The organism is Streptomyces sp. cmx-18-6 (assembly GCF_046548915.1).
Lineage (GTDB): Bacteria > Actinomycetota > Actinomycetes > Streptomycetales > Streptomycetaceae > Streptomyces.
In genome coordinates this window covers 79,026-95,726 of the sequence record NZ_JAEBEP010000001.1, presented here as the reverse complement: position 1 = coordinate 95,726, position 16,701 = coordinate 79,026, and the positions used below count along the sequence as shown (strand labels likewise).

The following is a 16,701-nucleotide window of genomic DNA, read 5'->3' as shown; positions in this document are numbered from 1 at the left end:
GCGCGCTCACAGGCTCAGTTCCGGGTGCAGCCGGCTCAGGCTCCACACCTGCTTGCGGCGGGCGGTGAACGCGGTCAGGGCGAGTGCGCCGACCGTGAAGGCGCCCAGCACCGCGCAGCCCAGCCAGACCGGGCCGAGCGGGCCGCCGGTGATGAGCCGGCGCAGCCCCTCGACGACGTACGTCATGGGCAGGTACGGGTGGATCGCGCCGAAGAAGCCGGGACTGGTCTGGACGGGGTACGTGCCCCCGGCCGAGGTCAGCTGGAGCATCAGCACCACCAGCACCAGGATGCGTCCGGCCGCGCCGAAGCAGGCGTTGAGCCACTGCACGATCGCGCCGAAGCAGCAGGTCACCAGGGCCAGGAAGGCGATCGTCCCGGCGGAGCGCTCCATCTCCAGGCCCAGACCCCAGTGCAGGACGGCCATCAGTGCGCCGACCTGGAGGATGCCGATGGCGGCGACCGGGAGCCAGCCTGCGAAGGCGATCCGCCAGGCGGAGGCCCCCGTGGAGAGCGCCCGCTTGTTGAGCGGCTGGATGATCATGTACGCGACCATCGCGCCGACCCAGAGGGAGAGCGGGATGAAGTACGGGGCGAACCCGGTGCCGTAGTTGGGCGCGGCGTGCAGGGACTTGGAGGCCAGCTTCACCGGGTCGGCCATCACGTCGGTCCGGGCGTCGCGGTCCTTCTTGTCGTAGTCCGGGATCTTCTCCACGCCGTCGTTGAGACCCTGGGCCAGCTCGGTCGAGCCGTCGCCGAGCCGGAAGAGGCCGCCGTCCAGGTTCTCCGCGCCCGTCTTGAGCTTGCCGACGCCGGTGTCCAGGTCGGCGGAGCCGGTACTGGCCTTGCCGAGGCCCGCGTGCACCTCCGCCGCGCCCTTGGCGACCTTGTGGGCGCCGGTGTTGAGCGCGTTCACGTCCCTGACGGCCTTCTCCAGGTCGTCGTCCAGGGTCGGCGCGCGCTTCGCCAGCGCCTCGGCCTGCTTCTCGAAGGAGGCCAGATGGGTGCTGAGCGCCTTCAGTTCGCCGTTGCGGCTGGTGACCAGGGCGCTCACATCGGCCGCGACCTCGGCGGCGTCGGAGGCCGCCGTACTGGCCTTCTCCAACGCGGGGCAGGTCGTCTCGTCGGGCTCGGCGGCCTCCTCGCACTGGGTGCGGTAGGCCGTGCCGAGCTCGTCGGCCGCCTTGCGGGCCTCGGCCGACGCGGTCGGGGCGGCCTTCGTCAGCCCGTCGAGGCCCTCGCGCGTCGCCTTCGATCCGTCGGCGACCAGCCGGGCGGTGTCCCCGATGGCCTTGCCGTTGTCCTTGAAGAAGGGGCGGGCGTCGCCGGCGATGCCGTTGACCTTGTCGGCCAGGGTCTGGGTGCCGGTGGCCACCTGGCCGGTGCCGGTGGCGACGCCGCCCGCCCCGGTGTTCAGCTTGACGAGCACGTCGGAGAGCCGCTTGCTGCCCTCCTTGGAGCTCTTGAGGCCGTCCGCGAGCTTCTTGGAGCCCTCCTTCGCCTTCGATATGCCGCCCTTGAGCTCGTCCGCGCCCTTGGCCGCGTCGGCGGTCTTGTCGTGCAGGTCGGAGAAGTTGATGAAGATGCGGTCCAGGAAGCCCCGCGAGGCGTTCGTGGAGGCGGCGTTGCGCACCTCGCCGAAGACCGTCTTGGAGATCTGCCCGACGATGTAGTTGTTCGCGTCGTTCGTCCGCACCTGGAGCGCGCCCGTCTCGGGGGAGTCCCCGCCGCTGGACGCGATCTTCTTGCTGAAGTCGGACGGCATCGTCAAAGAGAGGTAGTACGTCCCGTCCTCGACGCCCTTGTCGGCCTCGGCGGAGCTCACCTCGTGCCACGCGAACACCTTGGAGTCGAGCAGCTTGTCGCTGATCTCGTCGCCCGCGTTGACGCGCTCGCCGTCGTTCGTGGCCCCCTTGTCGTTGTTGACCAGGGCGACCGGCAGCTTGTCGAGGTTCCCGTACGGGTCCCAGAACGAGAACAGGTACAGGGCGCCGTACAGCAGCGGCAGGAGCAGCAGGGCGACCAGTGCGGCGGCCGGCAGCTTCCCCCTGCGGAACCGCCGCAGCTCAAGCGCGGCCAGCTTCGGCGAACGCATCTGCCGTCTCCTCTTCGGTGATGGGTGCGGTCAGAACGACCTGGGCGTCCTCGGGGGCCTCGCTGCACACGGCGAGCACGGTGGTGCCGGAGGCGGCGACGGCCCGCAGCATGGCCCAGGCGTCGGCCCGCTCCGCGGCGGAGAGCTTGAGGTCGGCGTCGTCCAGGGCCAGCAGCCGCGGCGTGCCGATCATGGCCAGCGCGACGGACAGCCGCAGCGCCTCCAGCCGCTCCAGATCCCGTACGGAGGTCCGCTCGGCCTTGGGCAGGGTCGCGGTGTCGAGCCCCGCGGCCTCCAGGGCCGCGTCGATCCGGGCCCGTGCGGTGGCCCGGCGCTCCGCGCGGGGGCGCAGCAGGGTGCGCAGGGACGCCCCGTAGCGGCCCTGGAGCAGCGCCCGCTCGCGCAGGTGCTCGGCGACGGTGAAGGCGGGGTCCAGCTCGCTGACGCCGGGGACCGGGCCCAGCGCGGCGATCCTGCGGACGGCGGCGGCCTTGCGCGGCAGCTCGAACTCCCCGACCCGCGCGCCGCCCTCGGTGGCGCGCATGCGCCCGGTCAGAGCGAGCAGAAGACAGGTGCGCCCGGAGCCCGAAGGGCCCTCGACAGCGATGAGCGACCCCGGTTCGGCGGTGAACCCCACCTTGCGAAAGGCCCAGCCGCGCGGCCCCTTGAGTCCAAAGTCCTCGGCGCCGACTGCCGCGCCGTGCGGGCTCTCCACAGACCCTCCCCTGATCCCGGCCGTGATGGTTCCGGCCCGGCTTTCTTTTGAACTGACTGGTCAGTGCAAAAAGTTAGCCCGAACTCGCGCTCGAAGCAAAAAAGCAGGTCAGGGGCGGGTTCTGACCGATTGTCAGTGGGGGCCGTCACCATGGACACATACGGCCACGGAGCCGTCACGCGACGACAGGAGGTTCGTCATGGCCAGCTCGTCCGCAGCCGCCGCCCCGCGGCGCCGCGCAGGCAGCCCTGCCCCCTCACCGACCGGTCCCGCCGACGATGTGCACCCCGTGCTGCGCCGCACGACAGCGCCGCCCGCCGCCCTCGACCTCCTCGCCAAGGCCCGCAGCGGCCTGGACGAGGCCGCCGAGCTCCACGAACCGAACGAGCGCTACGCCACCGCCCACCTCGCGGCCCTGCGCACCGCCGCCGCCGTCCTGGCCGCACGAGGCCGCCCCGAGACGAACAAGCGCCGCCGCGACCGGATCCGGAGCGCCTGGGAGGTCCTCCCGGAGATAGCCCCCGAACTCACCGAATGGGGCGACCACTTCGCCTCCGGCGCGTCCCGCCGGGCCCGCGCCGAGGCGGGCATGCCGGGAGCCGCCAGCGCCCGTGACGCCGACGACCTGCTCCGCGACGCGGCGATGTTCCTGCGCCTGGTGGAACGGCTGCTGGTGCTCCAGCCGGTGCTCCCGCAGCCAAGGCCCGGGAGGTCCGCCGCAGGGTGAGACGGACCGGAGTCGGATGACCGGGACGGCGGCGCGAGGCAATAGGGTGGTGGACGCTCACCATCACCACCTGCACTGTTCACGCTCCGCCGTCCCAGGCGGCACCGTGCCGAGGAGTCATCTGCCGTGTCGGACCAGCCGCGCCCCCGCGCCTCCCTCCGTACCGCCGTGGTCTGGGAGGTCCTGAAGGAGGCTCTGGACCGTCAGGTCAAGGCGGCCGGCCGGGACGCCCTGGACGTCCTGGACACCGGCGGCGGCACCGGGAACTTCGCGGTGCCCGCCGCCCGCCTCGGCCACCGGGTCACCGTCGTCGACCCCAGCCCCAACGCGCTCTTCGCGCTGGAGCGCCGTGCCGCCGAGGCCGGGGTCGCGGACCGGGTCCTGGGCGTGCAGGGCGACATCCTCGGGCTGTTCGACGTCGTGGAGCGCGGCGGCTTCGACGCGGTGCTCTGCCACGGCGTCCTGGAGTACGTCGACGAGCCCGCCGAGGGCGTGCGCAACGCGGTGGAGGCCCTGCGCCCCTCCGGCGCGCTCAGCCTGCTGGCCGCCGGACTGGGCGGGGCCGTCCTGGCCCGCGCGCTCGCCGGGCACTTCACCGAAGCCCGCCAGGCGCTGGGCGACCCGGCGGGCCGCTGGGGCGAAGGCGACCCGGTGCCCCGTCGCTTCACCGCCGAGCAGCTCTCCGGCCTGGTCTCCGGAGCCGGTCTCGAGGTCGGCGCCGTGCACGGTGTGCGGGTTTTCGCGGACCTCGTGCCGGGCGCCCTGGTGGACACCGAGCCCGGCGCCATGGACGCGCTCCTCAAGCTCGAAGCAGCCGTCGCCGAGCTGCCCGCCTTCCACTCCGTCGCGACCCAGCTGCACGTTCTGGGCGAGAAGCGCCCCTGAACCGACCGCGCGGACCGGGCCTCCGGCGGACCCCGCGAGAGCCGAAGCGGTGCTGATCAGCAACGCAGCTGTACACGGAGTAGGACTCGACACCCCCGTAGCGGGCAGGAGCCCCGTATGATCGGGTGACACCATCCGGCATGACGGATCGGTCGTCGGGGCATCTACGCCTCAGCAGCCGAGCCGACACAGCGGTCCGGACTGGCTGAAGGCTAGAGGGCGGGTTTCACGGGGGCGAATCCCTGCCTATCCTGGAAGGGCCGCATACCGGTCGCCCCCGCGGCCGACGACGAGGAGGATCCCGTGCCGCTCTCGGAGCACGAGCAGCGCATGCTCGAGCAGATGGAGCGAGCGCTGTACGCCGAAGATCCCAAGTTCGCGACAGCGCTCGAGGGATCCGGGCTGCGTACGTACACCCGACGAAGGGTCTACCAGGCGGTCGCTGGCTTCCTGGTGGGTATCGCGCTCCTCATGGCCGGAATGGTCGCCCAGCAGATCTGGATCAGCGTGGTGGGGTTCCTCGTCATGCTCGGCTGTGCCGTGCTCGCGGTCACCGGATGGCGCAAAGCGCCCAAGCCCGGTGAACAACAGCAGGCCGCCGCGGACGGCGGGGACGGCGGTTCGCGCCGCCGACCTAGACAACGCCGCTCGGTGATGAACCGCATCGAACAGCGGTGGCAGCGCCGCCGCGACGAACAGGGCCAGTAAGACTCTCCGGTCCGACCCGGCGCTCATGGCGGGGCGGACCGTGCTTGATGGCACGGCCTACGCACGACACTGATGGCTGAGGGGCGTCCGCATTTCTGCGGACGCCCCTCAGCCGTTGCCCTGGGGGTTCGCCCCCCGGGGCCCCAGGCGCTCGGTCACTGCCCCTCGGGGCCCGGGCCCCCAGCTGTGCCTGACGGTCGGGCCCAGCCTCCAGCTGCGCCTGACGCGGGCCCGGCTCTCAGCCGTGCTGACGCGTGACGCGGCGCAGCCGGGCCGTCCAGCGGCCGCGCCCCGGACGGTCGGTCCACCGCTGTACGAGCGTCGCCCACCGGTCCGAGACCGCCCACACCATCCGGACGGCCGAACGGGGCGCGAACGTCGCCCGCAGCCGTGCGCCCCGGCCGGCCGACGCCTCCAGGCCCGCCCGGACCGTCAGCGCGTCCTCGGTCAGACCGGACACGGGACGCGGCTCGGGGGCGTACAGCACCTGCTCCACCGCGCCCGCGATCCGGTGCACGGCCTCGGCGGCGGCGGTGTCGAGCCCGCCCAGACGCACGATCCGGGCCGCCGCCTTCCGGGGCGTCAGCGACTCGTCCGGCGCAATGCCGTGGTCCCAGGCGCAGTCGGTGACCTCCCGCCACGCCCCCAGCACCCTGGCCGCCGCGTCGGCGGGCGTACGCCCCCCGGAACCCAGCCGCCGGCTTCTCGCCCTGACCCGCCAGAGCAACGGCGACAGCGGCAGCGACAGGGCCAGGAGCGCCCCGAACGCCACCAGCAGCACCTTCCCGACCGGCGGGCCCGCATCGGTCGGCAGCGCCGCGCCGGGCTCGTCCGAGGGACCGCACTCACCCTCCCGGCGCATCTGCGGCGGGCAGCTTTCCGGGGCGGACGACGCCGCGGACGGAGCGGCGGACGCACTGGTCGACGGCCGCGCCGGATCGCTCGACCCGCCCGTGGGGTTCTCCGTCAGGGTGTACGGCGGCGTGATGCCCCGGCTCGGGGTGGGCTCGAAGCGGGTCCAGCCGACGCCTTCGAAGTACAGCTCCGGCCAGGCGTGCGCGTCGCGCAGCCCCACCGAGGACGAGCCGTCGGCCTGGAGGGCGCCCGCGGTGAAACCGACCGCGACCCGGGCCGGTATGTCCAGCGTCCGGGCCATGGCGGCCATCGTGAAGGAGAAGTGGACGCAGAAGCCCTCCTTGTCGCGGAGGAAGCGGGCGATCGCCGACGACCCGGTCCCCGAACTGACCGACGTGTCGTACGTGAAGCCGCCCTCCGAGGCGAACCAGTCCTGGAGCTTCACGGCCCGCTCGTAGGCGTTGGCCGAGCCCTCGGTGACCTTCTCGGCCGTCTCGGCCACCACGTCCGGCAGCGAGTCGGGTACCTGTGTGTACTCCTCCCGCAGCTTCTGCGGCGGCGGACCGGCCGCCGCCAGCTGCTCCGCGGTCGGCTCGACGACCAGGCTGCTGACCTCGTACTCGGCCCCGCCCGTGGTCTGCCCGTCGTCGCCGACGAGCGTGCGGCCCTCCGCCTCGTACCGCCAGCGGCCGTCGATCGCCACCTCGCTCGCCGGGTAGGGGAGCGGCAGGTAGGTCTGCTGGTACGAGCGCGAGGCGGAGATGTTCGTGCGGATCTCGGTGACGTACACGCCCCGGTCCAGCCCGGTGGGCTGCGGGAGACGGCTGGGCACATCCGTCAGACGGCGGGTCGAGGAGCGCCACTCGCTGCCGTTGAACTCGTCCAGGGACAGGATGCGCAGATAGAGGCTCTGCGGGTCCTCGGCGTTGGTGCGATACGTCATCACCTCCCGGTTCTCCGGCTGGTTGAGGTTGTCTTTCAACGACACCAGCGGGTTCACCGCGGTGATGGTGCCGCCGCCGCTGCCCTTGCCGTTCCCGGAGCCCCGGCCGCTCAGCAGACCGCTGTCCAGGGCGGGCAGGGCCGCGGGGACGGCCAGGGCGATGCCCAGTGCCAGCGCTCCGATGCGCCGGCCGGTGCGGACGGGCCGTCCGTCCGGCGCGTTTCTGAAGCCCCCCGGCCGGGGGAGGCCGCCGAAGACGCGTCCCCACTGGGAGAGCCGGTCGCGGCCCTCGGCCAGCAGGAGCAGCAGATAGCCGGAAGCGGCGAGCAGGAACCAGAACCAGCCCGCGAAGCCGTCACCGAGGCCGGCGGCCACCGAATACAGCGCGAGCAGCGGCAGACCGGCCGGGGCCGCGCTGCGGAACGTCACCGCGAGGGCGTCCACCGCGAGCCCGACCAGCACCACCCCGCCGACCACCATCAGCCGGATGCCGTCCGTCGCCGGGGCCGGGATGGAGTACATGCCGATGTCCTCGCCGCCGGTCACCAGCAGCTCACCGAGCCGTATGAGGGCCTGTGGGCCCGGCAGCAGCCCGAACAGGGCATGGTCGCGGACGAACAACCACGACAGCAGCACCAGGCTCACCGCGATCTGGCAGGCGATGGTCAGCGTCCGGGCCAGCGGCACCCGGCGGGCCAGAGCGCCCACCCCGCTCTGGATCCCGAGCAGCAGCGCTGCCTGCACGAGCCAGCCCACTCCCTCGACCAGCGGGAGCAGCGCCCCCGCCGACATGAGTGTCGCCGCAAAGGCGCACAGCGCCAGCCGGGCCCGCCCGCTCATGACCATTCCCCCGCGAATCCTGTCGAACCGCCGCCCGCGGCGGACTGCGTGACCACGCGCATCTGCCCCGCCAGCTGCCACAGCGCGGGCAGCTCGGCCCCGGGCTCCACCGGCACCACGACCCAGCCGGCCTCCCGCAGCCGCCGCAGCCGCTCGTCGGCCGGGGCGGCTGTAGCCGCCGGAGAACCGGCGTCGCCGGACCAGCGGTCGCCGTCCAGCACGAAGGCGACGGCCGCGCCGGTGCGCTGCCGCATCCGCGCCGCGACCGAGGTCTGTTCCTCGTCGAGATCACCGAAGAACGCGATCAGCAGCCCTTCGTCGCCGCCGCGCAGCACATCGTGGGCGCGCGCGAGCCCGCCGCCCTCGGAGTGGCCGACGACGGCGAGGGTGTCGAGCATCAGGCCGGCGGAGTCGGCGGACTCCTGGGTCGAGCCCGTGAAGCCGTCGGTCCCCTCGCCGGGCACCGCGTTCCCGTCGTCGGTGAGCAGCCGCACGGCGAAGCCGCGCTCCAGCATGTGCACGAGCGCGGAGGCCGCCCCGGACACCGCCCACTCGAACGCCGAGTCGGGCCCGGCGCCCTGGTAGCCGGCCTCCCGGGTGTCGAGCAGCACCGTGCAGCGGGCCCGCTGCGGCTGCTCCTCGCGGCGCACCATCAGCTCGCCGTAGCGCGCGGTGGAGCGCCAGTGGACCCGGCGCAGGTCGTCGCCGTGCCGGTAGCCGCGCGGAATGATGTCGTCCTCACCGGCGAGGGCGAGCGAGCGCTGACGGCCGTCGCCGTAACCGGAAGCCTCGCCCGCGAGCCGCAGCGTGGGCAGCGGGACCGTGCGCGGGACGACGACGAGGGTGTCGTACGCGCTGAAGGAGCGGGTCAGCTCGCACATCCCGAACGGGTCGCTCAGCCGCAGCTGCAGCGGGCCCAGCGGGTAGCGGCCGCGCAGGTCGGAGCGGACCCGGTAGGACACCTCGCGGCGGCCGCCCGCCTCCACCCGGTCCAGCACGAACCGGGGCCGGGGCCCCAGCACGTACGGCACGCGGTCCTGGAGCATCAGCAGGCCCGTGGGCAGCCGCGACACGTTGTCCATCCGCAGGTGCACCCGGGCCTCCGAGCCCGCCGGCACCCGGGACGGGGTCAGCCGGCGGGTGCCCGTCACCCGGTAGCGGGTGCGGTAGAGCACGATCACGCACACCAGGGGCAGCACGGCCAGCAGCAGCCCGACGCGCAGCAGCTCGCCCTGGCCCAGGACGTACGCGCAGACGGCCGCGGCCACTCCGGCGGCGAGGAACGAGCGCCCCCGGGTGGTGAGGCCGCCCAGGGCGGCGCGCGCGCCGCCCTTGCTGGAGCCGTCCTGCACGGCGCCGGGCTCGCCGGCCGTCATCACAGCCGCCGGGCGCCGGGCTGCCGGCCGTACAGCGGGCGGCCCGGCTCATGCCCGCCCGGGGACGGGGCACCGCCGCCCGAGGTGGGCACCGGGATGCGCTGGATGATCTCCAGCACCACCTGCTCCGCCGTGCGGCGGTTCAGCTGGGCCTGCGCGGTGGGCAGCAGCCGGTGGGCGAGCACGGGCGCGGCCAGCGCCTGCACGTCGTCCGGCAGGGCGTAGTCCCGGCCGTTGAGAGCCGCCGACGCCTTCGCGGCGCGCAGCAGGTGCAGCGTCGCGCGCGGCGACGCGCCGAGTCTGAGGTCCGGGTGGCTGCGGGTGGCCCCGACCAGCTCCACCGCGTACCGGCGGACGGCGTCGGCGACGTGCACCGTGCGGACCGCGTCGATCAGCTTCACGATGTCGTGGGCGTGCGCCACCGGCTGGAGGTCGTCCAGCGGCGACGCGCCGCCGTGCACGTCGAGCATCTGGAGCTCGGCCTCCGGGCTCGGATAGCCGATGGAGACCCGGGCCATGAAGCGGTCCCGCTGGGCCTCGGGCAGCGGGTAGGTGCCCTCCATCTCCACCGGGTTCTGCGTGGCCACCACCATGAAGGGGTCGGGCAGCTCGTAGGTCTGCCCGTCGATGGTGACCTGGCGCTCCTCCATCGACTCCAGCAGCGCCGACTGCGTCTTCGGCGAGGCGCGGTTGATCTCGTCGCCGATCACGATCTGCGCGAAGATCGCGCCGGGCTTGAACTCGAAGTCGCGCCGCTGCTGGTCGAAGATCGACACACCGGTGATGTCGGACGGCAGCAGGTCCGGGGTGAACTGGATACGGCGCACCGAACAGTCGATGGACCGCGCCAGCGCCTTGGCCAGCATGGTCTTGCCGACGCCCGGAACGTCCTCGATGAGGAGATGCCCCTCCGCGAGCAGCACGGTCAGCGAAAGCCGTACGACCTCAGGCTTGCCCTCGATCACACCCTCCACCGACCTGCGCACCCGCTCCGCTGTGGTGGTCAGGTCTGTGAGGCTCGCTCGATCGTCATAGGTCGTCACCCGGCCCTCCTCGGCCCTTTTTGCGCACGGGCAGGCGCTTGCGCACGCCCGGCCCACCCCGAAATTCGGACACCTCCGGAAGACCCGGGGGATGTCACACCCGCATTCTTGTTGGCGTTACCGCTTCGTGTCACTCGCCTGTGGATAAGTGGGTGTGATTTGTCAGTCTCTGCCATGTTTCGCGGGGCGGGCCGGGACGGAGGAGGGTCAGGAAGCGGGCTGGATCTCGCGGAGCAGACCGGTGGTCACGTCGAAGACGAAACCGCGGATGTCGTCGGTGTGCAGGAGGAACGGCGAGGTCCGCACCCGCTGCATCGACTGCCGTACGTCCTGGTCGGCGTCCGTGTACGCCTCCACCGCCCAGACCGGCCGCTGGCCGACCTCGCGCTCCAGGTCCTGCCGGAACTCCTCGGTGATGGATTCGAGGCCGCAGCCCGTGTGGTGGATGAGGACGATGCTGCGGGTGCCGAGCGCCCGCTGGCTGATGGTGAGCGAGCGGATCACGTCGTCGGTGACCACGCCGCCCGCGTTGCGGATGGTGTGGCAGTCGCCGAGTTCGAGACCCAGTGCGGCGTGGAGGTCGAGACGGGCGTCCATGCAGGCGACGACGGCGACCTGGAGGACCGGCCGGGCGTCCATGCCGGGATCGCGGAAGTCCTTCGCGTACGTGGAGTTCGCCTCGACCAGCTGATCGGTGACCTGGCCCCCCTCGCGGAGCGCCGCGGCGGTGGACGTCGCGGACTGGGCGGGGGTGTGAGCGGAAGTCGACATGGATACGACGTTAGCCTTCCCACCTGGTCCGGGCGTGCTGTGAGAGTGGACAAAGAACGTCAACGCGTCTTGTTGTGAGCTAACCCACAAGCACCAGCGAACGCGCCCGTACGGGTGAGGTCGCCGCTTCCGGACGGGTGGCACGACTCGCTGTCCGCTTCGTTGATCGCGAATCGATCGAATGGCAGGGTGGACTAAAGTAACGCGAAGTCACCACCCTGAATCCGTGGAACCTTCCACCCCGCACACCCCGCATCTTCCGTATTTCCCCCGTGATGTGCGGCGTACGTGCGGCCCGGCCCTCTCCCGCTCCCGGTCGGCCGTCGCCCCCTTCCCCGGCGCCGGCGGACCTCCCCTTCGGAGCGGGCGGGGACCAGGACGTACGTACCGGCCGCGCGGGACAGAGCCTGAGAGGGCGCATTGAGCCAGACCCGACACGTCCCGGTGATGCTCCAGCGGTGTCTGGACCTGTTGGCCCCGGCTCTCCAGGACCCGGCCCGCCCGGAGCCCGTGGTCGTCGACTGCACCCTCGGCCTCGGCGGTCACAGCGAGGCGCTGCTCCAGGCGTTCCCCACCGCCCGGCTGATCGCCCTGGACCGCGACAAGGAAGCCCTGCGGCTCTCCGGCGAACGGCTCGCCCCCTACGGCGACCGCGCCACCCTCGTCCACGCCGTGTACGACGAACTCCCCGACGTACTCGCCCGGCTCGGCGTCCCCAAGGTCCAGGGCGTCCTGTTCGACCTCGGCGTCTCCTCCATGCAGCTCGACGAGGCCGACCGCGGATTCGCGTACGCCCAGGACGCCCCGCTCGACATGCGCATGGACCAGTCCACCGGCATCGGCGCGGCCGAGGTCCTCAACACCTACCCGCCCGGCGAGCTCGTGCGGATCCTGCGCGCGTACGGCGAGGAGAAGCAGGCGAAACGGATCGTCTCCGCCGTCGTGCGCGAGCGCGAGAAGGAGCCGTTCAGCAACAGCGCCCGGCTCGTCGAGCTGATCCGCGACTCCCTCCCGCAGGCCGCCAAGCGCACCGGCGGCAACCCGGCCAAGCGGACCTTCCAGGCCCTGCGCATCGAGGTCAACGGCGAGCTCAGCGTTCTGGAGCAGGCCATTCCGGCGGCCGTGGCGAGTCTCGCGGTCGGCGGCCGGATCGCCGTCCTGTCCTACCACTCGCTGGAGGACCGGCTGGTCAAGCAGGTCTTCGCGGCCGGCGCGGCCAACACCGCGCCCCCCGGCCTGCCCGTCGTCCCCGAGCGCTACCAGCCCCGCCTGAAGCTGCTCACCCGGGGCGCGGAGCTGCCCACCGAGGAGGAGGTCGCCGAGAACCGGCGCGCCGCCCCCGCCCGGCTGCGCGGTGCCGAGCGCATCCGGGCGGAGGAGCGATGAGCACCCCGGGGGGCACGCGGTGAGCAAGCCGGCCGCACCGTTGAAGGGGCGGGTCGGACGGCTCGCCCGGCTGATGCCGTCCGCGGGACCCAGCAGCGCGGCCCGCACCCCCTTCGTCCTGCTGGTCGTACTGCTCCTGGGCGGCGGGCTCATCACCCTGCTCCTGCTGAACTCCGCGCTCAACGAAGGATCGTTCAGGCTCAGCGAGCTCAAGCGGGACACCACCGAGCTCACCGACGAGGAGCAGGCCCTCCAGCGCGACGTCGACAGCTACTCCCAGCCCGACGCCCTGGAACGCCGCGCCCGGGAACTGGGCATGGTCCCCGGCGGCAGCCCCGCCTTCCTCGACCCGGACGGCACCGTCCGGGGAGTCCCCACGAAGGCCACCGCCCCGCCGCCGTCGCCCAGCCCCACCCCGAGCCCCGAGCCGACGCCCGAGGACGGGGCCCCCGCCGACGACGCGGAAACCGCCCCCTCGCCGGCCCCCTCCGCGGCCGGCGCCGACCCCGCCCCCGCGGCGGAGAGCGCCCAGCCGCCCGCCACGCCGGAGAACGCCCAGCCGTCCACCCCGGCGACCCCGCCCCCGACCACCCCCGGCAGGTGACGCAGTGCCGCCCAAGGAACCGCCGCGCCGCCGCGTACCCGGCCCGCCGCGCCCCCGTAAGGCGGCGAACGGCTCCGGACGTCCCGGCGCACGCCCCCCGGCCCGCCGCCCCCGGCCCGCCGCCGGGCGCACCACCGCACGCGGGCGTGCGCCCCGCACCCTGCGCCTGGGCAGCCCGCGCCCCCGGCTGCGGCTGGTCAGCCTCGGGCTGACGCTGGTCATCCTGCTCTTCGTGGCCCGGCTGCTCCAGGTCCAGGCCGTCGACGCCAGCGCGTACACGGCCAAGGCCGAGAAGAACCGCTTCCTGGAGTACACGGTCGCCGCCGAGCGCGGCGAGATCACCGACCGCAGGGGCGTCGCGCTGGCCACCAGCGTCGACGCGCACAACATCACCGCCGACCCGAAGATGTTCACGCCCGAGGACAGCAAGGCCCCCGACGCCCCCCGGCAGGCCGCCGCCCTGCTCGCCCCGATCCTCGGCAAGGACGTCGACGAGCTCGTCAAGAAGCTCTCGACGCCCGACAGCCGCTACACCGTGCTCGCCTACCGGCAGACCCCCCAGGTCTGGAAGCAGATCAAGGACCTCAAGACCGTCTTCGCCGAGAAGGCAGCCGCGGACAAGCTGAAGGGCGGCGCGGGAGCCAACGTACTGGCCGGAGTCCTCCAGGAGCCGACCACCAAGCGGGTCTACCCCAACGGGGATCTCGCCGCCGGGATACTGGGATTCGTCAGCGCCGACGGCAAGGGCGGCGGCGGCCTCGAATCGCAGCTCGACAAGGAGCTGGCGGGCGAGGACGGCAAGATCCGCTACGCCCAGTCCGGCGGCCGCCGCGTCCCCACCGCGGGCAGCACCGAGAACCCGGCCGTGCCCGGCTCCGACATCGAGCTGACCATCGACCGGGACATCCAGTGGGCCGCCCAGAAGGCCATCAGCGACCAGGTCGAGAAGTCCAAGGCCGACCGCGGCTACGTCATCGTCCAGAACACCAGGACCGGCGAACTGCTGGCCATGGCCAACGCCCCCGGCTACGACCCCAACGACCTCTCCCAGGCCGCCTCGACGTCGCTGGGCAACGCGGCCCTCCAGGACGTGTACGAACCCGGCTCCACCAGCAAGGTCATGTCCATGGCCGCCGTGCTGGAGGAGAAGGCCGCCACCCCCGGCACCCACGTCACCGTGCCCAACCGGCTGCACCGGGGCGACCGGCTCTTCAAGGACGACGTCGACCACCCCACCTGGTACCTCACGCTCAACGGGGTGCTCGCCAAGTCCAGCAACATCGGCACCATCCTGGCGACCGGTCAGCTCGGCGAGAGCCAGGCCGAGTCCAACCAGGTCCTGTACTCCTACCTGCGCAAGTTCGGTCTCGGCGCCAAGACCGGACTCGGCTACCCCGGCGAGTCGCCCGGCCTCCTCGCCCACCCCAAGGACTGGTCGACCTCGCAGCAGTACACGATCCCCTTCGGCCAGGGCCTCTCGCTCAACGCCGTCCAGGCCGCCTCGGTCTACTCCACCATCGCCAACGGCGGCGTCCGGATCGCCCCCACCCTCGTACGCGGGGCCAAGGGCGCGGACGGGCGCTTCACCGCCGCCCCGGAACCCGAGGAGAACCGGGTGGTCAGCGAGAAGACCGCCACGACCCTGGCCACCATGCTGGAATCCGTCGTCGACGACCAGGAGGGCACCGGCACCAAGGCCGCGATCCCCGGCTACCGGGTCGCCGGCAAGACCGGCACCGCCAACCGGGTCGACCCGGTGCGCGGTGTCTACAAGGGCTACACCGCCTCCTTCGCGGGCTTCGCCCCGGCCGACAATCCGCAGCTCACCGTCTACTGCGCGATCCAGAACCCCACCAAGGGCAGCTACTTCGGCGGCCAGATCTGCGGCCCGATCTACAAGCAGGTCATGGAGTTCGCGCTCAAGACGCTCCAGACCCCACCGTCCGGCAGCGAGCCGCCCCGGCTGCCGGTGTCCTTCAAACCCGGCGAGTGAACACGGGGATGCGCGAGCATCTCCTCCAAGGGAACCCTCAGTGACAACCATCACCCCCGATCCCGGGAACCGGAACGAGAACGCCCCGGACCCGGATCCCTCGCTTCGCGAGAGCCCGCACCGGCCCGGTACGCTCACCGCCGTGCCCCACGCTGATCAGTCCCAAACCTCTCAGAAGGACGCGCCTGTGACCTACCCGGGAGCGCCCCGACCGGACCGGCTCCGGCCCACCCCCCTCGGCGAGCTGGCCGGCCGGCTCGGCGTCGAGGCGGCCGGGTCCGCCGACGTCACCGGCATCACCCACGACTCGCGGGCCGTGCGCCCAGGAGACGTGTACGCGGCCCTGCCCGGCGCCCGCCTCCACGGCGCGGACTTCGCGGCCCAGGCCGCGGGCCTGGGGGCCGTCGCCGTCCTCACCGACCCGACAGGCGCCGAACGCGCCGCCGCCACCGGTCTGCCGGTCCTTCTCGCCGAGGACCCGCGCGCCGTGATGGGCGAGCTGGCCGCCGACATCTACGGGCGGCCCGGCATCGGCCTCCTCCAGATCGGCATCACCGGAACCTCCGGCAAGACCACCACCGCGTACCTGGTGGAGGGCGGACTGCGCGCCGCGGGCCGGCCCACCGGGCTCATCGGCACCGTCGAGATGCGCATCGGCGACGAGCGCATCAAGTCCGAGCGCACCACCCCCGAAGCCACCGACCTCCAGGCCCTGTTCGCCGTCATGCGCGAACGCGGCGTCGAGGCCGTCGCGATGGAGGTCTCCAGCCACGCCCTGGTGCTCGGCCGGGTCGACGGCTGCGTCTTCGACGTCGCCGTCTTCAACAACCTCAGCCCGGAGCACATGGAGTTCCACTCCGGCATGGAGGACTACTTCCAGGCCAAGGCCCGGCTCTTCACCCCCGAGCGCAGCCACCGGGGCGTGGTGAACTTCGACGACGAGTACGGCCGCAGGCTCATCACCGAGTCCGGGGTCCCGGTCACCACCTTCTCCGCCGAGGGCCACCCGGACGCCGACTGGCACGCCGAGGACGTCAAGGTCGGACCGCAGGACAGCACCTTCACCGCGGTCGGCCCCCAGGGCGAGCGGATCACCGCCCGCGCCCCGCTGCCCGGCCCGTTCAACGTCGCCAACACCCTCGCCGCGATCGTCACCCTGGCCGTCGCGGGCGTCGACCCGCAGACCGCGGCGGACGGCGTCGCGGCCGTCCCCGGAGTCCCGGGCCGGCTGGAGCGGGTGGACGCCGGACAGCCCTACCTCGCCGTCGTCGACTACGCGCACAAGACCGACGCCGTCGAATCCGTCCTGCGCTCCCTCCAGAAGGTCACCGAGGGCAAGGTGCACATCGTCCTGGGCTGCGGCGGCGACCGCGACACCACCAAGCGCGGCCCGATGGGCGCGGCGGCGGCCCGCCTCGCCGACACCGCCGTACTGACCTCCGACAACCCCCGCTCCGAGGACCCCCTCGCGATCCTCGCCGCGATGCTCTCCGGCGCGGCCGAAGTCCCCGTCCACGAACGCGGCGACGTCCTGGTCGACGCCGACCGCGCCTCGGCCATCGCCGCCGCCGTCGCCCGCGCGCAGCCGGGCGACACCGTCCTCGTCGCGGGCAAGGGCCACGAGCAGGGCCAGGACATCCACGGAGTCGTACGCGCCTTCGACGACCGCAAGGTCCTGCACGACGCCATCGAGCGGACCCTGGGGCGCACCGGCGTCGCGGACCGCGCCCCCCGCCACGAGAACAACAGTCAGGGATGACC

General features: G+C 72.9%; 13 protein-coding genes. 7 read left to right on the top strand and 6 right to left on the bottom strand.

Features of this window, described 5'->3' with window-relative positions; all coding sequences use genetic code 11:
- Window positions 1–6: 6 nt before the first annotated feature.
- Both ACLJPL_RS00410 and ACLJPL_RS00405 read right to left on the bottom strand, forming a co-directional pair.
- The gene (locus tag ACLJPL_RS00410; RefSeq protein ID WP_411078607.1) at window positions 7–2,094 is read right to left on the bottom strand and encodes a YhgE/Pip family protein; all 2,088 of its coding nucleotides are present in this window, start codon (window positions 2,092–2,094) and stop codon (window positions 7–9) included.
- The gene (locus tag ACLJPL_RS00405) at window positions 2,066–2,809 is read right to left on the bottom strand and encodes an ATP-binding cassette domain-containing protein (RefSeq protein WP_411078606.1); all 744 of its coding nucleotides are present in this window, start codon (window positions 2,807–2,809) and stop codon (window positions 2,066–2,068) included. The genes ACLJPL_RS00410 and ACLJPL_RS00405 overlap by 29 nt, the downstream gene beginning before the upstream one ends.
- A gap of 199 nt (window positions 2,810–3,008) precedes the next feature.
- Between ACLJPL_RS00405 and ACLJPL_RS00400 the strand changes: the two genes are divergently transcribed.
- From ACLJPL_RS00400 to ACLJPL_RS00390, 3 genes are all read left to right on the top strand, one after another.
- Window positions 3,009–3,536, top strand: a complete 528-nt coding sequence (locus tag ACLJPL_RS00400) for an SAV_6107 family HEPN domain-containing protein (protein ID WP_411078605.1) — start codon at window positions 3,009–3,011, stop codon at window positions 3,534–3,536.
- 126 nt (window positions 3,537–3,662) lie between these two features.
- Window positions 3,663–4,421 (top strand): class I SAM-dependent methyltransferase, encoded by a 759-nt coding sequence (locus ACLJPL_RS00395; protein WP_411078604.1) that lies wholly within the window; start codon window positions 3,663–3,665, stop codon window positions 4,419–4,421.
- A gap of 303 nt (window positions 4,422–4,724) precedes the next feature.
- The gene (locus tag ACLJPL_RS00390; RefSeq protein ID WP_411078603.1) at window positions 4,725–5,129 is read left to right on the top strand and encodes a DUF3040 domain-containing protein; all 405 of its coding nucleotides are present in this window, start codon (window positions 4,725–4,727) and stop codon (window positions 5,127–5,129) included.
- Window positions 5,130–5,367: 238 nt separating this feature from the next.
- On the opposite strand, the gene ACLJPL_RS00385 is transcribed toward ACLJPL_RS00390, so the two are convergent.
- The 4 genes from ACLJPL_RS00385 to ACLJPL_RS00370 all read right to left on the bottom strand — a co-directional run bounded on the left by ACLJPL_RS00385 (window position 5,368) and on the right by ACLJPL_RS00370 (window position 10,957).
- Window positions 5,368–7,767 (bottom strand): DUF3488 and DUF4129 domain-containing transglutaminase family protein, encoded by a 2,400-nt coding sequence (locus ACLJPL_RS00385; RefSeq protein ID WP_411078602.1) that lies wholly within the window; start codon window positions 7,765–7,767, stop codon window positions 5,368–5,370.
- Window positions 7,764–9,143 (bottom strand): DUF58 domain-containing protein, encoded by a 1,380-nt coding sequence (locus ACLJPL_RS00380; RefSeq protein WP_411078601.1) that lies wholly within the window; start codon window positions 9,141–9,143, stop codon window positions 7,764–7,766. The genes ACLJPL_RS00385 and ACLJPL_RS00380 overlap by 4 nt, the downstream gene beginning before the upstream one ends.
- Complete coding sequence (locus ACLJPL_RS00375; protein WP_411078600.1) at window positions 9,143–10,186, bottom strand: AAA family ATPase; 1,044 nt, start codon at window positions 10,184–10,186, stop codon at window positions 9,143–9,145. Before ACLJPL_RS00375 ends, ACLJPL_RS00380 begins: the two co-directional genes overlap by 1 nt.
- Before the next feature lie 207 nt (window positions 10,187–10,393).
- Window positions 10,394–10,957 carry a beta-class carbonic anhydrase gene (locus tag ACLJPL_RS00370; RefSeq protein ID WP_411078599.1) on the bottom strand — a complete coding sequence of 188 codons (564 nt, stop codon included), beginning with the start codon at window positions 10,955–10,957 and terminating at the stop codon, window positions 10,394–10,396.
- Window positions 10,958–11,377: 420 nt separating this feature from the next.
- Here ACLJPL_RS00370 and rsmH point away from each other — a divergent pair, with 420 nt between their 5' ends.
- Genes rsmH through ACLJPL_RS00350 form a run of 4 tightly spaced genes read left to right on the top strand, consistent with a single transcriptional unit; the run spans window position 11,378 to window position 16,699 of the window.
- A complete protein-coding gene (gene rsmH, locus ACLJPL_RS00365; protein ID WP_411078598.1) occupies window positions 11,378–12,343 on the top strand; it encodes a 16S rRNA (cytosine(1402)-N(4))-methyltransferase RsmH in 966 nt (321 codons plus the stop codon).
- A 19-nt stretch (window positions 12,344–12,362) separates the two neighbouring features.
- The gene (locus tag ACLJPL_RS00360) at window positions 12,363–12,947 is read left to right on the top strand and encodes an FtsB family cell division protein (RefSeq protein ID WP_411078597.1); all 585 of its coding nucleotides are present in this window, start codon (window positions 12,363–12,365) and stop codon (window positions 12,945–12,947) included.
- 4 nt (window positions 12,948–12,951) lie between these two features.
- Entirely contained in the window at window positions 12,952–14,940 is a 1,989-nt protein-coding gene (locus tag ACLJPL_RS00355; RefSeq protein WP_411078596.1) for a peptidoglycan D,D-transpeptidase FtsI family protein, read from the top strand.
- A 40-nt stretch (window positions 14,941–14,980) separates the two neighbouring features.
- On the top strand, window positions 14,981–16,699 hold the full coding sequence (locus ACLJPL_RS00350) for a UDP-N-acetylmuramoyl-L-alanyl-D-glutamate--2,6-diaminopimelate ligase (protein ID WP_411078595.1): 1,719 nt from the start codon (window positions 14,981–14,983) through the stop codon (window positions 16,697–16,699).
- Window positions 16,700–16,701 lie beyond the last annotated feature (2 nt).